This window comes from Arthrobacter sp. sptzw42, assembly GCF_059089685.1.
Genome location: NZ_JBNHEX010000004.1, coordinates 312,963 through 330,017 on the forward strand (window position 1 = coordinate 312,963; position 17,055 = coordinate 330,017).

12 protein-coding genes are annotated in these 17,055 nt (G+C 66.4%); 6 read left to right on the forward strand and 6 right to left on the reverse strand.

What is annotated here, in order from left to right; genetic code table 11:
• The first annotated feature begins 500 nt into the window (after positions 1-500).
• Genes AC5RT4_RS07470 through AC5RT4_RS07480 form a run of 3 tightly spaced genes read left to right on the forward strand, consistent with a single transcriptional unit; the run spans position 501 to position 5,028 of the window.
• Positions 501-1,724: an acetylxylan esterase gene (locus tag AC5RT4_RS07470; protein WP_494105345.1), complete on the forward strand. Its 1,224-nt coding sequence runs from the start codon at positions 501-503 to the stop codon at positions 1,722-1,724.
• Entirely contained in the window at positions 1,724-3,853 is a 2,130-nt protein-coding gene (locus tag AC5RT4_RS07475; RefSeq protein ID WP_494105346.1) for a DUF6807 family protein, read from the forward strand. The genes AC5RT4_RS07470 and AC5RT4_RS07475 overlap by 1 nt, the downstream gene beginning before the upstream one ends.
• A gap of 53 nt (positions 3,854-3,906) precedes the next feature.
• Positions 3,907-5,028 (forward strand): M24 family metallopeptidase, encoded by a 1,122-nt coding sequence (locus AC5RT4_RS07480; protein WP_494105383.1) that lies wholly within the window; start codon positions 3,907-3,909, stop codon positions 5,026-5,028.
• Positions 5,029-5,142: 114 nt separating this feature from the next.
• Here the strand turns inward: AC5RT4_RS07480 and AC5RT4_RS07485 are convergent, their stop codons facing one another.
• The 5 genes from AC5RT4_RS07485 to AC5RT4_RS07505 form a co-directional block, all read right to left on the reverse strand.
• Positions 5,143-6,597, reverse strand: coding sequence for an aldehyde dehydrogenase (NADP(+)) (locus AC5RT4_RS07485; protein WP_494105347.1), 1,455 nt, complete (start codon positions 6,595-6,597; stop codon positions 5,143-5,145).
• A gap of 80 nt (positions 6,598-6,677) precedes the next feature.
• Positions 6,678-7,781, reverse strand: coding sequence for a mandelate racemase/muconate lactonizing enzyme family protein (locus tag AC5RT4_RS07490; RefSeq protein WP_494105348.1), 1,104 nt, complete (start codon positions 7,779-7,781; stop codon positions 6,678-6,680).
• Positions 7,781-8,686 (reverse strand): 5-dehydro-4-deoxyglucarate dehydratase, encoded by a 906-nt coding sequence (locus tag AC5RT4_RS07495; RefSeq protein ID WP_494105349.1) that lies wholly within the window; start codon positions 8,684-8,686, stop codon positions 7,781-7,783. The genes AC5RT4_RS07490 and AC5RT4_RS07495 overlap by 1 nt, the downstream gene beginning before the upstream one ends.
• Complete coding sequence (locus AC5RT4_RS07500; RefSeq protein ID WP_494105350.1) at positions 8,683-9,648, reverse strand: NAD-dependent epimerase/dehydratase family protein; 966 nt, start codon at positions 9,646-9,648, stop codon at positions 8,683-8,685. The genes AC5RT4_RS07495 and AC5RT4_RS07500 overlap by 4 nt, the downstream gene beginning before the upstream one ends.
• 34 nt (positions 9,649-9,682) lie before the next feature.
• Positions 9,683-11,122, reverse strand: a complete 1,440-nt coding sequence (locus AC5RT4_RS07505; protein ID WP_494105351.1) for a Gfo/Idh/MocA family oxidoreductase — start codon at positions 11,120-11,122, stop codon at positions 9,683-9,685.
• Between the two features lie 364 nt (positions 11,123-11,486).
• On the opposite strand from AC5RT4_RS07505, the gene AC5RT4_RS07510 reads away from it, so the two are divergent.
• Complete coding sequence (locus AC5RT4_RS07510; RefSeq protein WP_494105352.1) at positions 11,487-12,521, forward strand: LacI family DNA-binding transcriptional regulator; 1,035 nt, start codon at positions 11,487-11,489, stop codon at positions 12,519-12,521.
• On the opposite strand, the gene AC5RT4_RS07515 is transcribed toward AC5RT4_RS07510, so the two are convergent.
• A complete protein-coding gene (locus tag AC5RT4_RS07515) occupies positions 12,518-13,123 on the reverse strand; it encodes a TetR/AcrR family transcriptional regulator (RefSeq protein ID WP_494105353.1) in 606 nt (201 codons plus the stop codon). The two genes, AC5RT4_RS07510 and AC5RT4_RS07515, sit on opposite strands and share 4 nt — an antisense overlap.
• 109 nt (positions 13,124-13,232) lie before the next feature.
• On the opposite strand from AC5RT4_RS07515, the gene AC5RT4_RS07520 reads away from it, so the two are divergent.
• Positions 13,233-14,537 carry an MFS transporter gene (locus tag AC5RT4_RS07520; protein ID WP_494105354.1) on the forward strand — a complete coding sequence of 435 codons (1,305 nt, stop codon included), beginning with the start codon at positions 13,233-13,235 and terminating at the stop codon, positions 14,535-14,537.
• Complete coding sequence (locus tag AC5RT4_RS07525) at positions 14,538-17,036, forward strand: beta-glucosidase family protein (RefSeq protein WP_494105355.1); 2,499 nt, start codon at positions 14,538-14,540, stop codon at positions 17,034-17,036.
• Positions 17,037-17,055: the final 19 nt, after the last annotated feature.

The following is a 17,055-nucleotide window of genomic DNA, read 5'->3' on the forward strand; positions in this document are numbered from 1 at the left end:
GTTCCGTACGGCAGGCCCGCTGCAGCCGGCTTTCCAGCCGGGCGCGGTGCCCTGGGTATGTGCTTAGCGGCCATGTGGTCTCCTTTGGTCATCGTGGCCTCCACGTTTTGGTATCGCCGGGCGATTTGGGGACGCGCGCCACTCCGGCTGCGCTTCTGTCAGAAGTGGACCAGGAGTGGCGATCATCCGGTGTTTCCGCCTTGTCGGTGGTCCGGATTCAAATGCGGCTCCGTACCAAAGTAAACGCTTTCTTGACTCTTGTATAGCCCTTTGTTAGTTTTTGAGAAACCGCTTTCTGCATCGTGTGCAGACCGACGCGAGAACGCACGCTGAGGGACAGGACACTGATGTTAGTCTCCGACAAGTCGCTAAGGCTGACCGTACACGTTGCAGCTTGGCGCCGGCTTCGACTGGCTGCGGAAGAGCAGCCGGAATATTGGCAACGTGGGCCAGCCACGCAGCGCTACCCCTACAACAACTTGAGTACAGGAGGCAGGCCATTGAACAGTCTCGCTCCACCGGCCATCGATGCCCGGCCGGCGCGGCCCAGCGCCATCCCCGGTTACGGGGACTGGCCTGCCTACACTCAGCAACGCCCCCGGTACCAGGCCGCCACTCCGGCGGCGCAGGAACTGGCAGACGCGCTCGGGGTGCCGGGCGCGCCGCAGCGACCGGACGTGAGAGTGCACTGGCAGGAGACGTACGACGGCGTCACCACCTCCCAGCTCAGCTGGGAGGTGGGTTTCGGCCCCCGGACAACCGCCTGGCTGATAAGGCCGGCCGGCAGTACGCATGCCCTGCCCGGCGTCCTTGCCCTGCACTGCCACGGCGGGAACAAATTCGGCGGCGCGGACCGGCTGGTGGAGCTTCCGGAGTCCCATCCTTCCGCGCAAAACGCACGGGCAGGGCACTACGACGGGCGTGCCCTCGCCACCGAAGTCGCCCGGCGGGGCTTCGCCGTCCTCGCCCACGACACCTTCGCCTGGGGCAGCCGCCGGTTCGACCTCTCCACTCCCCCGTGGCGGACCGCTTCGGCCCTTGCGGCGAGGCAGGCCCGGTGGCGGGAGGACGGCGTCGTGCCTTCCGATGCGGATGAATACAACGCCGCCGCTGCGTTCCACGAGGAAACTGTGGCCAAGACGGCCGGCCTGCTGGGCACCAGCCTGGCCGGCATGGTGGCCCATGACGACCTGGCTGCCCTGGAGGTCCTCGCCGGACTGCCCGGCGTGGACCAGGACCGGCTGGGCTGCATCGGGTTCTCCGGTGGCGGTGGCCGCTCCCTGGCGCTTGCCGCGCTCAGTCCACGGATCCGCAGCTACGTGGTGACGTGCATGATGACCACTTTCCAGTCACTTCTTCCAGCCCACCTGGACGCCCATTCCTGGCTGCTGCAGACGCCGGGATTGTGGCGCCTGGGTGACTGGCCGGAGCTCACGGCAAGTTCGGAGGCCAGCCAACTCCTGGTTCAGTACGCCCTGGCCGATGAGTTGTTTCCCGAGGACGGCATGCGCGAAGCCCACCGCATCCTGGAGTCGCTGCACCCGCATGGGAGCTACACCGGAAGCTTCTGGCCGGGCGGCCACGCTTTCACGGCCCCTATGCAGGAGGAAGCGCTCGACTTCCTGTCCGCCGCGCTGCACCGCGGGCAGCGCAACGCGTCCGGCGCCGCAACTGCCGGCACCAATGACTTCCAAACCACCTTCGGCCCTCAAGGAACAACCTGATGACTCAACAGTCCGCCACCGCGGAGAATCTCACCCGCCCGGCCGGCCAGACTGCTCCAGGCACTGAGGCGGCAGCTTCCGAACCGTCGGCTCTTCCGCGGATAGCCCTGGTGGGCGTCCATGGTTTCGGGGAACGCCATCTTGCCAATTTGGCCCGGCTCGAGGAAGCCGGCGCCCTGAAGTTGGTGGCGGTGGCCGATCCCAATCCGCCGGCGGAAGGACAGCTTGCCGGGCCGGTAGCTGTCTTCGATGACCTGGCGCAGCTGCTGGCAGCGGACCCGGGTGTCGACGTCGTTATTCTTGCCACACCCATCCAGACGCACGCACCCCTGGCCCTCGCGGCCTTGGCTGCCGGCAAGGACGTTTACGTGGAGAAGCCGCCGGTGGCGTCCCTCAGCCAGTTTGATCAGGTGTTGGCAGCTGCCGGCGCTGGCGGGCGGCTGGTCCAGGTGGGCTTCCAGAGCCTCGGGTCCCACGCGTTGCCTGCCATCAGGAACCTGGTGAAAGCCGGCAGAATTGGTGATGTCCTCGGCTTAAGCGCCACAGGCCAGTGGGTGCGGAACAAGGCCTATTTCAAACGTTCCCGGTGGGCCGGAAAGCGGAGCCTCGACGGCATCGATGTGGTGGACGGTGTGGCTACCAACGCACTGGCCCACGCCGTGGCCACCGCCCTCCGCATGGCCGGGGCACACACGCTCGCGGACGTGGAGTCGGTGGAGACGGACCTGTACCGGGCGCACGGGACTCAAAGCGACGACACCTCCATCATCCGCGTCCGAACCACCGGGGGCACCACGCTGCTTTGCGGACTGACTCTGTGTGCCCCGGTGCAGGAGCCGCCCTCCGTCACTATGCACGGAACCAGGGGCGAGATCACGTTTTTTTACACCGAGGACGAGGTGGTCATCACCACTGCCGGCGGCGAGCGCCGGGAAACTTTTGGCCGCAGCGATCTGCTGGAAAACCTTTTGGAGGCCCGGTCCACGGGCGCCCCGTTGCTGTGCTCATTGGAAGAGACCGGCGCGTTCACCAAGGTTTTGGAGGCCATCCGCACCGCGCCCGCCCCGCAGGCCATCAGCCCGGACCACATCACATGGGAAGGCGACGGCGACGACGCCCATCCGGTAGTGCAGGGAATTGGCCCCTTGATCGAGCGGGCCGTCAAGGCGCAGGCCACGTTCGCTGAGCTGGGCGTGCCGTGGGCCCGGGAACTGTCCTCGGTCCGGACGTTGACGCTGGACGGCAAGCCGGTGGCGGAGTACCAGGACGGCCGCCGCATTCGCGCCATTTCTTCACCGCGTCCTTACCTGCACCCGGTCCGGACCCTCCAGGGCACCGTGGTGACGGACCACCAGCCGCTGGACCACGTGTGGCATCTAGGTGTGGGGGTGGCCCTGCAGGATGTGGACGGCGTCAACTTCTGGGGCGGCCGGACCTATACCCGGGAGGCAGGCCAGTATGTCTGGCGCGCGGACCATGGCACCATCAGCAGCACGGAGCTATCCATTGCAGAAACAGACACCGGGTCTGGCGGCCAGGGAGGACGGCTGCAGGAGACCCTGAACTGGAACGGCCCCGACGGCATCCCGGTTTTGGTTGAGGACCGGACCTGGACGTGGTCCGGCCTCAGCTCGTCCGCTTGGCAGCTGTCCCTGCATTTCGCCCTCTCCCCTGCCGGTGACCGGCCAGTCAGCCTGGGCAGCCCCGGCTCGAACGGCCGGCACGAAGGCGGGTACGGCGGATTCTTCTGGCGGCTGCCCGCTTGTGACGGTGGCAAGGTGTGGACGTCCGCCGGCGCCGGGGAAGCCGGGGTGCACGGCTCCGTGTCGCCATGGCTGGCTTGGGCCGGAAAGTTCGCGGCCGGGGATCTCCACGACGGGTCAGATGGGGACGGCACACCAAACGGCAGCGCCACCCTCGTTTTTGTAGCCGCCGAAGGTTCCACCGACCCCTGGTTCGTCCGGGTGGACGGTTACCCGGGGGTGGGCCAGTCCTTGGCCTGGGATACCCCCGTCATCGCTGAACCGGGCGTTCCAGTGCAGCGCAGCATCACCGTTTTTGTGGCCGACGGCATTCTGGGCACAGCAGACATCGAAGCATTGATCAACCGGCAGGGGAACCGTTCATGAGCCAGACAACAGCAGACAGCTCACAGCTTCCGGGCAGAGGGAGCGGGACTGCGATGCTGGACCCGGTTCCAACAGAACCCGTTCCGGCTCCAGCCCTCCGTGTGGCCCCCGCCTCCGTAGCGGACCGCGCCATCAAACGGCGCCGTGTGCTCGATATCCTCGACGCCAAGGGCCAGGATTCCCTGCTGCTCACCACCAACACGGCACTGACCTGGTACTTGGACGGCAGCCGCATGCACATCAGCCTGGCCGGTGATCCCATCGCGGCAATCCTCGTGGACCGCGACGCCGACCACCTGGTCACGTTCAACAACGAGGCCGGGCGCATCGCCGCCGAAGAACTGCCATCCGGGGTAACCCTCCATTCGGTGCCCTGGTACGGCAACCTGCACGAGGCAACGGCCGCCGTCGGCACTGCCGGAGGTTCCACACCGCTGGCCGAAGCAGCAGTAGCCGCTGAGCTGCGCGCAGCCCGCCAGCAGCTGCTCCCGGCCGAGAGCGCACGCTATTCCGGCCTCAGCGCCGACGTCGCAGCCATCATGACGGACGTCCTCTCCGCGGCCCGCCCCGAAACCACCGAATTTGAGCTGGTATCTGCCCTGGCCGCCAGGGTTGTCGCCGCCGGCGCCGAGCCCTTGGTCCTGCTGTGCAACGGGAGCAGCCGCAGCGGTTTCCGGCACCCGCTGGCCACCCACTCGCCCTTGGGCCGCCGCGCCATGGCCGTGGTGTGCGCACGCAGGGACGGCCTCGTGGCCAACATCACCCGCTGGGTAAGGTTCGACGCCGGCACCCCGGAAGAGCACGACGCCGAGGCCCGGATCGCCGCCGTGGAAGCCGACATTTTCGACGCCACCGTACCCGGCACCCGGCTGGACCGCATTTTCAGCGAGATCCAGGCAGCCTACCTGCGGCATGGTTTCGGCGCCGGGCAGTGGGAACAGCACCATCAGGGCGGACCGGCCGGGTATGCAGGCCGCGACCCCCGCGTCACGGCGGCCGCCACGGACACGGTGGTCCCCAACCAGGCCTTCACCTGGAACCCGTCAGGCCCTGGCGTCAAGATCGAGGACACGGTCCAGCTCACCGAATCGGGCCTGCAGGTCCTCACGGTGGATCCGCGGTGGCCGGTTGACACCGTCAACGGGCTGGCACGGCCGGGTACCCTCCAGCTGTAGGCAACGCTCTTGCAGATACTGCAGGAAAACACAAAACGCTCTCTCAGTCGTAGCCGTAGTCCCGGCACCGACTGAGAGAGCGTTTTGGTTAAACCGACATTAAGTGAGAGAGCGTCACTGGGGCAGTACGAGTTCCCCGTCGACGCGGCGCGGAATACGCAGCGGGTTGCCCTCGTGCAGGGCCGGGTGCAGGACCGTCTCGGGCGCATCCTGGTAGGCAACCGGACGCTGGAACCGGCGGACCGCCGTCGCGCCTACCGAGGTGAACAGCGAGGTGGTGGCCGGGTAGGGGCCGCCGTGCTGCTGTGCCCAGTTCACTGCCACACCGGTAGGCCAACCGTCGAAGAGAACGCGGCCGGCGAGGCTGGACAGCTGCTCCAAAAGGGCCGCTACGTCCTCGCCGGGCTGGGCGTGGACCGTGGCGGTTAGGCTGCCGGGCACCTTGGCCAGGACTGCGGTGAGTTCCTCCCGGTCCGTGTATTCAATGAGCATGGTAGTAGGGCCGAAGCACTCCTCCAGCAGTTCCTCGGGACGCTCCAGGACCTTGGCCGCCGAGGTGGAGAAGACCACCGGGGCCGCCCCATCCGTCACGGCATTTTGGTCCACGCTGCCGCTGACCACATTCACGCCCTCCACTGCAGCGAAGCTGCGCAGGCCGTCGGGGTACGCCTCGGCGATCCGGCTGGTCAGCATTCCCAGGGCGGGCTTGCCCTTGCTGGCAGCCGCCACTTTGGCGGCAAAGTCAGTTCCTGCCGGTATGAAGACCAGCCCTGGCTTGGTGCAGAACTGTCCGGCGCCAAGGGTGAAGGACGCTGCCAGGCCCTCCGCCAGCTGCCCGGACCGCTCCGCCAGGGCCGCCTCTGTGACAACCACCGGGTTCAGGCTGCCGAGTTCACCGTAGAACGGGATGGGCTCCGGGCGCGATGTTGCGAGGTCGAAGAGCGCCCGGCCGCCGGGGATGGAACCCGTGAAGCCCACCGCCTTGATGGCGGGATCCTGCACCAGCGCGGTTCCCACCTCGCGGCCGGTGACCAGGGCGAAGATGCCTTCGGGGGCACCGGCTGCACGCAGTGCATCGGCGGCTATCTTGGCGGTCCGCTCCGAGAGGCGCAGGTGGCCGGAGTGGGCCTTGACGATCACTGGGCAGCCTACGGCCAGCGCTGAGGCAGTGTCGCCACCAACCACCGAGAAGGCGAACGGGAAGTTTGACGCGGAGAACACCGCCACGGGGCCGATGGGGCGCAGGATGCGGCGCAGGTCGGGCTTGGGCGGGGTGGAGTTGGGATCCGCGTGGTCGATCACGGCTTCCAGGTAGGAACCCTCCGTGATCACGCGGGCGAACAGGCGCAGCTGGCCGGTGGTCCTGGCCACTTCGCCGGTGAGGCGGGGTGCCCCCAGGCTCGTCTCGGAATCAGCGATCTCCACCAGCTCCGCGGCGTTGGCATCAAGCGCGTCAGCCACCGCGGTGAGCCACGCGGCGCGTTCGGCGTCGGAGGCTGCGGCCGAGATTTTGGCTGCTTCTGTGGCGGCGGCCGTCAGCCCGGACAGGGAAAGGGTTGCAGTTGTCACTTGGGGTACCTGTTCTTTGTTGCTGGATTCATAGGGTCTGCCGTGGTCGGCGGGCATGCCGCTCAGCCTGCGCTGGCCTGCTATCCCGCACCGTGGAAGCGGAAGCCGAGCCCGGGCTGGTCGGTAAGCGTCAGCCGACTATCGCTGAACCGGACCGGCGACGGGCCGGCCAGGATCCCCAGCTGCTCAAAGGATGCCTCCTCCACGTCCTCCACCAGGGTTGGCTCGGCAAGCGTCAAGGCCAGCTGGCCGGACAGCTCAGGGAGCAGGTGCGGCAGAACCTTAATGCTGTTGGTCCGGGCAAGCTCCACAATGCGCCGGAACGGTGTGATGCCACCCACCCGGATGATGTTCGGCTGAATGATGTCCACCGCCTCCGCTTCTATGAAATCCCGGAAGCGGTAGATGGTGTGCAGGTTTTCACCAAGGGCGATCGGCACCGGCGAGTGCTTGCGGAGCCTGCGGTACGCCCAGAGGTCGTCCGCCCGGATGGGCTCCTCGAGCCACTCCAGGCCGAAGCCGGCCAGGACGTCCAGTGCTTTGAGCGTAGTTGGCAGGTCCCAGCGCTGGTTGGCGTCAATCATCAGTTTCCGGTCCGGGCCCAGGACGGAGCGGACCGCGGCGACGCGCTCGGCATCCTCGCGGATGTCGGGCTTGCCTACCTTGATTTTCACTGCCCGGTGCCCGGCCGCAACCCACCGCCGGGTCTGGGCTACCAGCTCTTCGAGGGTGTAGTGCAGGTTCACTCCGGAGCCGTACACCTCCGCGGACTCGTGGCGCTGGCCCAGGAGTCCGGTGAGGGAGGTATTAGCCCGGGAGGCCTGGAGGTCCCACAGCGCCAGGTCCACCCCGGCCATGGCAATGGTGGTCAGTCCCCCGCCGCCTGCCTCGTGCAGCCGTTTCCACACGGCGTCCCAGACCACTTCGGGGTTAGCCGGCAGCCCGGCGATGAACGGTGCAATGTCGTGGTCCAGCAGGGCTTTCACGGCATGGGGGCCGATGGTGGGCGTCCAGGAAAAACCATGCCCCGCACCGCCGTCGTCCGTTTGTATTTCCGTGACGATCACGTGGTTTTCCGGCGCCTCAGCACCCCAGCTGCGGCGCAGCGGAACCGTGATGAGCCGGGTGGATAGGCCCGTGATTCGCGGGCCGGTCCGGACAGCAACAGCTGCGGGGGCGCCCATCAGCGGCCGGCCAGCTCGTAGCCCTTGGCAAGGATGGCCTTCAGCTGCACCAGCTGCTCCTCGGTGGGGTCCACCAGCGGCGGGCGCACAGAGCCGACGGGAAGTCCACCGAGCCGCAGGCCCGCCTTGATCAGTGAAACGCCGAAGCCGGGGGTCTGGTCACGCAGGCGGACCAGGGGCGCGTAGAACCCTTCCAGCAGGGCATTGCGGCGGTCCTCGTCTCCTGAACTGTAGGCGTCGTAGTAGGCCTTGGCGATTTCCGGGGCCATGGCAAACGCAGCAGAGGAGTATAGCGGGATGCCCAGGCCGCGGTAGGCGCCCTGGGTAAGCTCGGCGGTGAGCAGGCCGTTGAAGAAGGCAAAGTCATCCCGTCCGGCGGCGCGCACTGCGGAGACGATCTCCTGGGCGAGCCCAACATCGCCGAGGCCGTCCTTGAAGCCGATGACCTTCGGGTTGTCGGCCAGCCTGGCCATCGAATCAGCGGTGAACTTGGCGTTGCCCCGGTGGTAAACAATCACCGGCAGGCTGCTGGCGCCGGCCACCGCCTCGATGTACGCCACGAGCCCGTCGGTGGGTCCCGTGACGAGGTACGGCGGCAGGACCAGGAGGGCATCGGCGCCGGCTTCCTCGGCAACGCGGGCGGCCGCCAGGGCGTGGCCAAGCGGTCCCCCGGCGCCGGCTACTACGGGCACCTTTCCGGCAACAACCTCGACGGCGGCCGTCACCACGGTGCGTACCTCGTCAAGGCTGAGGGCGTGGAATTCGCCGGTGCCGCAGGCGGGGAAAACGCCGCCGGGGCCGAACGGGAGCCGGGAGCTGATGTGTTCCTTGAGCAGTTCCACATCAACGGCACCACTGGCGGTGAACGGGGTGACGGGAAAGAACAGTACGCCGTCGAATTTCATGGGGTCTCCTTGGCTCCGCTGCCGGCATTGACCAGCGCGGAGTTCTCGTCGTTGAGGGTGGGGCGGGACTTGAGTTCGGTACGCCAACTGCGCGTGGGGTGCCAGCCCAGGAGTTCCTGTGCTTTGGCGATGGAGAATGCCGGGCTGGTGCCGGTAAGCCCTGCACTGAGGGCTTCGCTTCCGGGCAGGAACCTGGGCATCAGTTCCGCCAGCGAAGCGGTGGCCAGGGCATCTGCGGCTCCAACAAAAAAGGTCTCTCCGTTGGGGATGGACGGCATTTTCGCCAGCAGAAGGTCTAGGAAGTCCGCCACGTCCCGTGCATCCACGTAGTTGAACAGGGCGGGTGCAGACAGGGAAGGATCCGCCAGCCGTTCGGCCAGGGTGTGGCCCTGCTGCGTCGGCGCGCCTGCCCATTCCTCCGGTGAGATGACGAAGCAGGGGCGGAAGGCCGCGTAGCGGATCTTTTCACCCTGTGCGGCAGCGAATGTCTGCACGGTCTGCTCGGCAATCAGCTTGGACAGCGCGTAGGCGTTCCAGGGCCGCGGCGGGGTCCGCTCATCCAGCGGGAACGACGGCGGCAGCCAACCCGCGGGCGAGCCGTAACCGAGCACCGTGGGGCTGCTGGCGGTCACGATCTTCGGCACGCCGACTTCGGTCGCAGCACTGATGACGGCAAAGGCGAGCCGCGTGTTCGTGCCGAAGATGACCTCCTCGGGCGCGCTGAACGGCACCGCTATTGCCGCAAGGTGGATGACGGCGTCGGGCGTAGTTTCCCGCAGGAGGCGGAGCGCCTCGCCCGGGGCGAGGAGGTCGGCGGTTTCCTGCACGACGCCGGCGGGCAGCTGGTCAGCCGGAACGGCGTCGCGGTCCACCGAGATGACGTGGTGGCCCTTTTCGGCGAGCCCGGCCACCACGCTGCGGCCCAGGCGGCCGGAGCCGCCGGTGACAAAGATCCTGCTCATGGTTGTTCCTTCGTTCGGGTTTCCTTGGCAGGAGTCAGTTGCCGCGGCGGAGGTCGACGCCGAGGTCCAGGTCCTCGATGCGCACAGGCAGGGAGGACTCAAGGGAGCGGTTGCCGGCGATGCCCACCGAGACCGAGCGCAGCCCGTCCAGGTAGCCGGAGGGGCGTCCCAGCGGGTCCTCGCCCGGGCCGTTGAAGAGATCCGAGAGGAGGAGCTCGTCACCGCCGCCGTGGCCGCCTTCTCCGTTAACAATCGGCACCTCATAGGCGGCTTCCCAGTGACGCTGGACCACGAGGCGTTCACCATTACGGCGGATGGCGTCATTCTCTTCGATGGGTGTTGCGCTCGGGTCCACCACGGTCTTCTTGTCCGTGCTGGAGTGGACCGCTGCGCGTTCCACGACCTCCAGTTCGGCACGGCCTTCGGTGCCGTTGACCGCTACGCGGTAGCCCTCCCACGGGCTGTGGGCGTTCAGTGAATAGCTCAGGCGCGGGCCGCCCCCGTACTCCACCACCAGCGCGAGGTTGTCCTCAATGGTGATGCCGCCGGTGAAGACGTCCTGGTCACGGCGGTAGCCGTCGAAGTGCTCGTTGTCCAGGAACAGGGCCTTGAGCCGCTCGTCCTCCCGCAGGTCCAGCGTGAAGGGATCCTTTTCGGCGGTGGCCGGCGCGTCGGCGTCGGGCGTGCCGCGTTCGGGACGGGGACCAAGGCCGCGCTCGGCGGCGTTCTTGTCACCGTAGAACTTCAGGCCGCCGGAGGCGAATACCCGCACGGGGACGTCGTCGATCCACCAGTTAACGAGGTCGAAGTGGTGGGAGGCCTTGTGGATCAGCAGGCCGCCGGAGTTCTTCTTCTCCCGGTGCCAGCGGCGGAAGTAGTCCGCACCGTGAACCGTGTCCAGGACCCAGCTGAAGTCGATGGACGTGACCTTGCCGATCACGCCGCTCTGGATGGTTTCCTTGAGGGCGCTGTTGCGCGGCGAGTAGCGGTAGTTGAAGGTGACCACCACGTTGCGGCCCGTTTCGTGCACAGCCTGGGTGATGCGGCGGCAGCCCTCGGCGTCAATGGTGAGGGGCTTTTCAACGACGACGTCGGCCCCTGCGCGGAGTGACTCAACGATGTAGTCAGCGTGCGTGTAGTCCGGCGTGGTCACTACAACGCGGTCGATGTTGTTGTGCTGGATGAACGCGGTAAGTTCCGTGGGGTCGAACGACGCCACAGGACCCGGCGCACCAAGTTCCTGGATGAGCTTTTGGTAAAACTCCACGCGGCCGGGGTTCACGTCGGAGAACGCCACCAGCTCGGCGGTCTCAGCGTGCTTGCCGAAGATGGCGCGGATATACATCTCGGAACGGCCGCCGGTGCCGATCAAGGCAATCCGCGCTTTACCGCTCCGTCCTGCGGCCCCGACAGCGGCGTGGGCGGCGGCTGGTGAGGCCTCTCCGGCAGTAGTTGATTCGGGTGTGTTGACCATGAAGGGTCCCTTTCCAAAGCTGTTACCCGGCCGATCCGGCGGCCTCTGGGTTCGAAGCGGAGCGCAATCCTGCATCGCGCAAGAAAGCGTTTTCTCACGTTCCTAATATGTTTGTACCAACCTGGGCACGTATCCGTCAACCATTATCAATGGCGGGAGAAAACGGTTTCTGCTGCGCTGAACCGGCGCGGCTCGGCCCCACGACCTGAAAGTTGTGGGAAAACTCGGGAAAGGAGTAGAAATCGCTTTCCCGCACCGGTATATGCTTTCTTTCAATACCCCGCCGGCACAGGCGGCAGAACCTGCCCACAGGCAGCACATCGGCGCAGGGCTGGACCCCCGCCGAGTTGAAGAAGGGACCGTCATGGCCAGGAGATCGGCAACCGGCAGGATCGGGATCGCGGACGTGGCGGTCAAGGCTGGGGTGTCCCATGCCACGGTGTCCCGTGTCATGAACGGCAACTTCACTGTTGACCCGGACATCGCGTCCCGGGTCCGGGCTGCGGCGGCGGAGTTGAAGTACCAGCCCAACCCGGTGGGCCGCAGCCTGGCCCTGGGCAAGACCGACACCATCGGCATCGTCGTGCCGGACCTGGCGAACCCCACGTTCCAGGCAATCCTGCGCGGACTGAGCCGGGCTGCCGCCCAGGACGGTTACCGCGTTCTAATAGCCGATTCCTTTGAGGTGTCCAGCGAAGAAACAATCCTCGCCGGGGAGGCCCGCCGGCGGTGCGATGGCCTAGTCCTGTGTGCACCGCGCATGAGCGATTCAGAACTGGAGGAGATTGCACCCTCGCTCCACCCCCTGGTGCTGATCAACCGCACCACGTCAGCCGCGGGGGTACCCAGCCTGGTGGTGGATTACGGGCGGGGGGTTCAGGACATCGCAGAGCACCTGGTGGACCTGGGCCACACCCGCCTGGCATTCCTGGCGGGGCCGCCGCGAAGTGCTTCCAACGGCATGCGACTCCAGGGCCTGGAGGCGTTCAAGGCGGCCCATCCGCAGGTGGACGTCCGGATGCTTGAAGGCGGTTCGGACTTTGACACCGGGCACGACGCCGTAGACGCCGTACTGGAAAGCGGCGCCACCGGAATTCTTGCCTTCAATGACCTGGTGGCCATGGGCCTGATGAGCGGGCTGCACGAACGGGGCCTCGACGTTCCCGGCGACATCTCGGTGACCGGGTTCGACGACATCCCGTTTGCCAAATACACCACCCCCGCCCTCACCACGGCCGCCGTTCCCATTACTGAACTGGGCGAGCAGGCCTGGCACCAGCTGCGCGCGCTGATCCGCAAGGAAGACAATGCCGCGCCCGGCAGCCGTTACCAGCCGCGCCTCCAAGTGCGGGCCAGCAGCGGCCCGGCCAAGGCTCCCCGTTCAACGGTTCACGGCTAAACGCCCGGCAAGGACTGGGCCGGGGGTTTCATGAGCACGTCCACGAACTGGGCGAGCCCCTCTGCCATGTCAACCTCTTTGTCATAAAGCCACTGCAGCTGCAGTCCGTCAAAGACAGCCACCACTAACCGCGCAAGCGCCGTTGGCGGGAGGTCGCGGCGCACCTCTCCGGCGGCCTGGCGTCGTTCAATATCCTCGCCCAGGGTTTCCACCAGCATGGCATAACGCTCCTGGAAGTACCCGTGCGAATCATGCCCGGGATCGTTGGCAGTGGCTGATGCCACGGCATAGAGCGTGGTGAGGCCCGGCTCCCGACGGTTCCGTTCGGCGACCGGCACCAGCAACCCCAAACCGACTTCATCCTCATCGCTGTCCGCAACTCCACGCCGGTCCCGTTCCGCCAGCACTGCCGTGAGCAACTCCTGCTTGCCCCGGAAGTAGTGGAAAAGGGTGGCTTCCTTTACTCCCACCAGCTCTGCCACCCGCTTCAAGGCCGTCCCTTCAAAGCCTTCGGTGGCGAAAACGTCGGTTGCGGTCTGGATGATCTGCTCGCGGCGTTCCGCCCCTTTTGCGTACTGGCCACGGGGCTTTGATGAAGGCATCTGGCAAGTCTATTTCACCACCGTTGGAAAAAATCTAGTCAGACTCGGTTTTTGTCGGTACCATCGTTTCGGGACCCAACGGAGGGTCACTTTTTTGTCAGGAGGCAACTTGGCCAACGAGACCACTATCGAAGATTCCGCAGCACCGCCTGTACGCGGTTCTTCCAGCAGCAATGTTTCAACCGTTCCCTCCCCGGGAACACCCACCAGGACACCCCGCGCCTATGTGATTGGCATGCCGATCGCCAGTGCAGGTCTGTGGATGGCCGTTCTGGCCCCGGCACTGGTGGTGCTGGCCATCAAGGTCGCAGAGATCACCACGCCGGAGACCCGCGCCGGCGCGCTCAGTCTGGTAGCTGGTGTCGGCGCCTTGATCGCCCTGTTAGCCAACCCGTTCTTCGGCCGGCTGAGCGACCGCACCACGTCCAGGTTCGGCATGCGCAAACCCTGGATCATCGGTGGATCCATCGTGGGCATGGGTTCCCTGGTCCTGCTCGGGTCAGCCACAAACGTCCCCAGCGTGCTGGCGGCCTGGATCCTGGCGCAGCTGAGCTTCAACGCTGCGCTGGCGGCGCTGGTAGCAACCTTGCCGGACCAGACGGCCCCGGCCGAGCGCGGACGCCTGTCCGGCCTGATTGGAATGACACTGCCGATCGGTCTGGTGGCCGCAGCCTACTTCGCCCAGCTCTTCGACAACGCCTTTCAGATGGCGGTCGTGCCGGGTGCCGTAGGAACAGCTATCGCGATCGCGTTTGCCTTCACCTTCAAGGACCGAGTCCTTACTCAGAAGCCTGCACCGCTGAACCTAAAGGAAATCGCCGGGTCCTTTTACTTCAACCCCCGCGCCTACCCGGGGCTGGGATGGGCCTGGTTCACCAAATTCCTGGTGTACATGGGCTACTGCGCAGGTCTGCTCTACCTGCCGTATTTCTTCATCGACCACCTCAAAGTTCCTGAAGCAGATGTCACCGGCCTGGTCTTCCAGGCAACCCTGGTCAGCGCGGCCGGCACCGTTATCAGCAGCCTCGCGGGCGGCTGGATCAGCGACAAGATCGGCAAGCGCAAGGGAATGGTTATCGCATCGGCGATCATCCTGATGGCCGGCCTGATCATCATCGCCACCAGCACCACCACCGACCAGGTCCTTGTTGGCCAGGCTGTTGCCGGTCTCGGCCTGGGCTGCTTCGGAGCTGTTGACGTCGCCCTGATCGCAGACCTGCTGCCCAAGGACCAGAGCGAGAACGCGAAGACCTTCGGCGTCTTCAACATCGCCCAGGCACTGCCCCAGTCACTGGTGCCCGCCCTTGCGCTGCCTGTGATCACGCTGGGTGGTTACCCCGCCCTCTTCATCAGCGGGGCCGTCGTCGGCATCATCGGCGCCGTTCTCGTCACCCGCATCAAAGGAGTCAAGTAAATGAACCCCACCCTTTCCCCAGCTGTCACGGCACCGGCCGCCGGTTCCCCGGACGCTGAAGCGCGCATCCGCGAGCTCGCCGAAAGCCTTCCGCTCGAGCAGCAGATCCAGTTGCTGACCGGCGCCGATGTATGGGCCACCCATGCCCTTCCCTCGATCGGCCTGTCCCGGGTTGTCCTCTCCGACGGTCCTTCCGGCGTCCGGGGCGAAGACTTCGATGAGCGCCACGACTCCGTCTCACTACCGTCCTCGTCCGCGCTGTCCGCAACGTGGAGCGTGGAATTGGCGCACCGCTACGGACAGGTCCTGGGCCAGGAAGCCCGCCGCAAGGGCGTGCACGCCGTACTCGGGCCCACCATCAACCTTCACCGCTCCCCGCTGGGCGGCCGGCACTTTGAGTGCATGAGTGAGGACCCCCGACTGACCGCAACCGTAGCTGCGGGGTACGTTGCGGGCGTCCAATCGATGGGCGTCGGCGCCACCCCCAAGCACTACCTTGCCAACGAGGCCGAGACGGACCGTTTCACCGCCGATTCCGTGGTTGACGAGCGTCCTCTGCGCGAGCTGTACCTGGCCGCCTTCGAGGACGCCATCACCGACGCCCGCGCCTGGCTGGTCATGAGCTCCTACAACTCCATCAACGGCACCACGGCCAGTGAGAACGAGCTCCTGAAGACGCCGCTGTCCACCGAATGGGGCTTTGACGGCGTGGTCGTTTCAGACTGGACGGGCGTCCGCTCTGTCGAGGCGGCGAACGCAAACCAGGACCTGGAGATGCCGGGACCGGTAGGACACTGGGGCCCCAAGCTGCTGGCAGCAGTGAATGAGGGGCGCGTCAGCCGTGCCGCCATCCTTGAGAAGGTCATCCGCATCCTCCGGCTCGCCGCCCGCGTAGGTTCCCTCGAAGGAGTCACCCCCGCCGTTACGGAACTGCCGGCACCGCTCAACGCGGCCGCCGCCGCCCGTGAAGTGGCCGTCCGCGGCGCGGTCCTGGTCCGCAACAGGGACGCGCTGCTGCCCCTCAATCCATCGGCACTCACCAGCATCGCGGTCAGCGGACACAACGCCGAGGAAGCCCGCACCCAGGGCGGCGGCAGCGCCACCGTCATGCCCAAGTACACGGTTTCGCCCCTGGACGGGCTCCGCGAAGCGCTGCCGGAAGGCGTCAGCGTCAGCTACGCGCGCGGCGCGAAGGTGGCCGAAGGGCTGCAGGCCTTCCCCCGCACCTCCCTGCACAACCCGGTATCCGCAGTTCCCGGCATGCGGGTGACCTTCCTGGCGGAGGACGGCTCAGTAATCTCGGGGGAGGACCGGCTGGCATCGCACCTCATCTGGTTTGGCGTCGGTATTCCGGAGGGTGCTGCCACCATCCGCATGGAAGCGGAGTGGACCGCCCCTACGGCGGGCCTCCACCACCTGGGCGTCGGCACCGTCGGTCACATCCAGCTCGCGCTCAAGGGCGAAGAAGTGTTCAACGGTGAAATCGAGGATGACACCGACGTGCTCGGAGCAGCCCTCTTCGATCCTCCCAAGACGGTACACGCCGTGGAAACTGCTGCCGGTGAAAGCGTTCGGATCGAGGCTGTCTACGAACTGCCGAAGCAGCAGGTCATCCCGTTCACCGCCATCCTCCTTGGTGAGGAAACCGTGGTGGATGACGCACAGGCCGAAATTGACGCCGCAGTGGAGGCCGCCAAGGCCGCCGACGTTGCCGTTGTGGTGGTCGGAACCAGCGCCGCCATCGAATCCGAGGGCTTCGACCGCAAGGATTTGGACCTCCCCGGCCACCAGAACCAACTGGTGGAAGCTGTCGCCGCCGCCAACCCGCGCACAGTAGTCGTGGTGAACTCCGGCTCGCCGGTCCTAATGCCGTGGCTCGACAAAGTGGGAGCAGTCCTGCTCGGGTGGTTCGGCGGCCAGGAATTCGGCCGCGCCATTGCGGACATCCTGCTCGGCGCCGAGGAACCCGGCGGCCGCCTGCCCACCACCTGGCCCGCCGCACTTGAGGACGTGCCCGTGCTCAACACCACCCCGGTGGACGGAAAGGTGGTCTACTCCGAAGGCATCCACGTCGGCTACCGGGCCTGGCTCAAGCAGCAGGCCGAAGGCGGTGCCGCCCCGGCCCTGCCCTTTGGCTACGGACTCGGCTACACCTCCTTTGAGCTGTGCGCTCCGCATGCACCCCAATCGGTGCAGGCCGGCAATGATGTTACGGTTCACGTTCCAGTCCGCAATACCGGCAACCGCTCCGGCCGCGAAGTGGTCCAGGTGTACCTGGAGCGCACGGAAACCGCGGTGGAACGCCCCGTCCGGTGGCTGGCAGGGTACGCGGGAACGCACCTGGCGCCGGGCGGCACGGAGAGTGTTGAGATCCAGCTTCCGGCCCGGTCCTTCGCCCATTACGACGGCGGCTGGCAATTTGAGCCGGGCACGTTCCGGATCCTCGTGGGCCGCCACTCGGCAGATGATTTCCAGGCGATGGACATCGACCTGCGCTAACAGCACTTCCCCGCACACC

Coding starts and splice junctions, on each gene's coding strand:
- AC5RT4_RS07475 (WP_494105346.1), top strand. CDS start 1,724: ATGACTCAACAGTCCGCCACCGCGGAGAATCTCACCCGCCCGGCCGGC.
- AC5RT4_RS07480 (WP_494105383.1), top strand. CDS start 3,907: ATGCTGGACCCGGTTCCAACAGAACCCGTTCCGGCTCCAGCCCTCCGT.
- AC5RT4_RS07490 (WP_494105348.1), bottom strand. CDS start 7,781: ATGGGCGCCCCCGCAGCTGTTGCTGTCCGGACCGGCCCGCGAATCACG.
- AC5RT4_RS07495 (WP_494105349.1), bottom strand. CDS start 8,686: ATGAAATTCGACGGCGTACTGTTCTTTCCCGTCACCCCGTTCACCGCC.
- AC5RT4_RS07500 (WP_494105350.1), bottom strand. CDS start 9,648: ATGAGCAGGATCTTTGTCACCGGCGGCTCCGGCCGCCTGGGCCGCAGC.
- AC5RT4_RS07505 (WP_494105351.1), bottom strand. CDS start 11,122: ATGGTCAACACACCCGAATCAACTACTGCCGGAGAGGCCTCACCAGCC.
- AC5RT4_RS07510 (WP_494105352.1), top strand. CDS start 11,487: ATGGCCAGGAGATCGGCAACCGGCAGGATCGGGATCGCGGACGTGGCG.
- AC5RT4_RS07515 (WP_494105353.1), bottom strand. CDS start 13,123: ATGCCTTCATCAAAGCCCCGTGGCCAGTACGCAAAAGGGGCGGAACGC.
- AC5RT4_RS07525 (WP_494105355.1), top strand. CDS start 14,538: ATGAACCCCACCCTTTCCCCAGCTGTCACGGCACCGGCCGCCGGTTCC.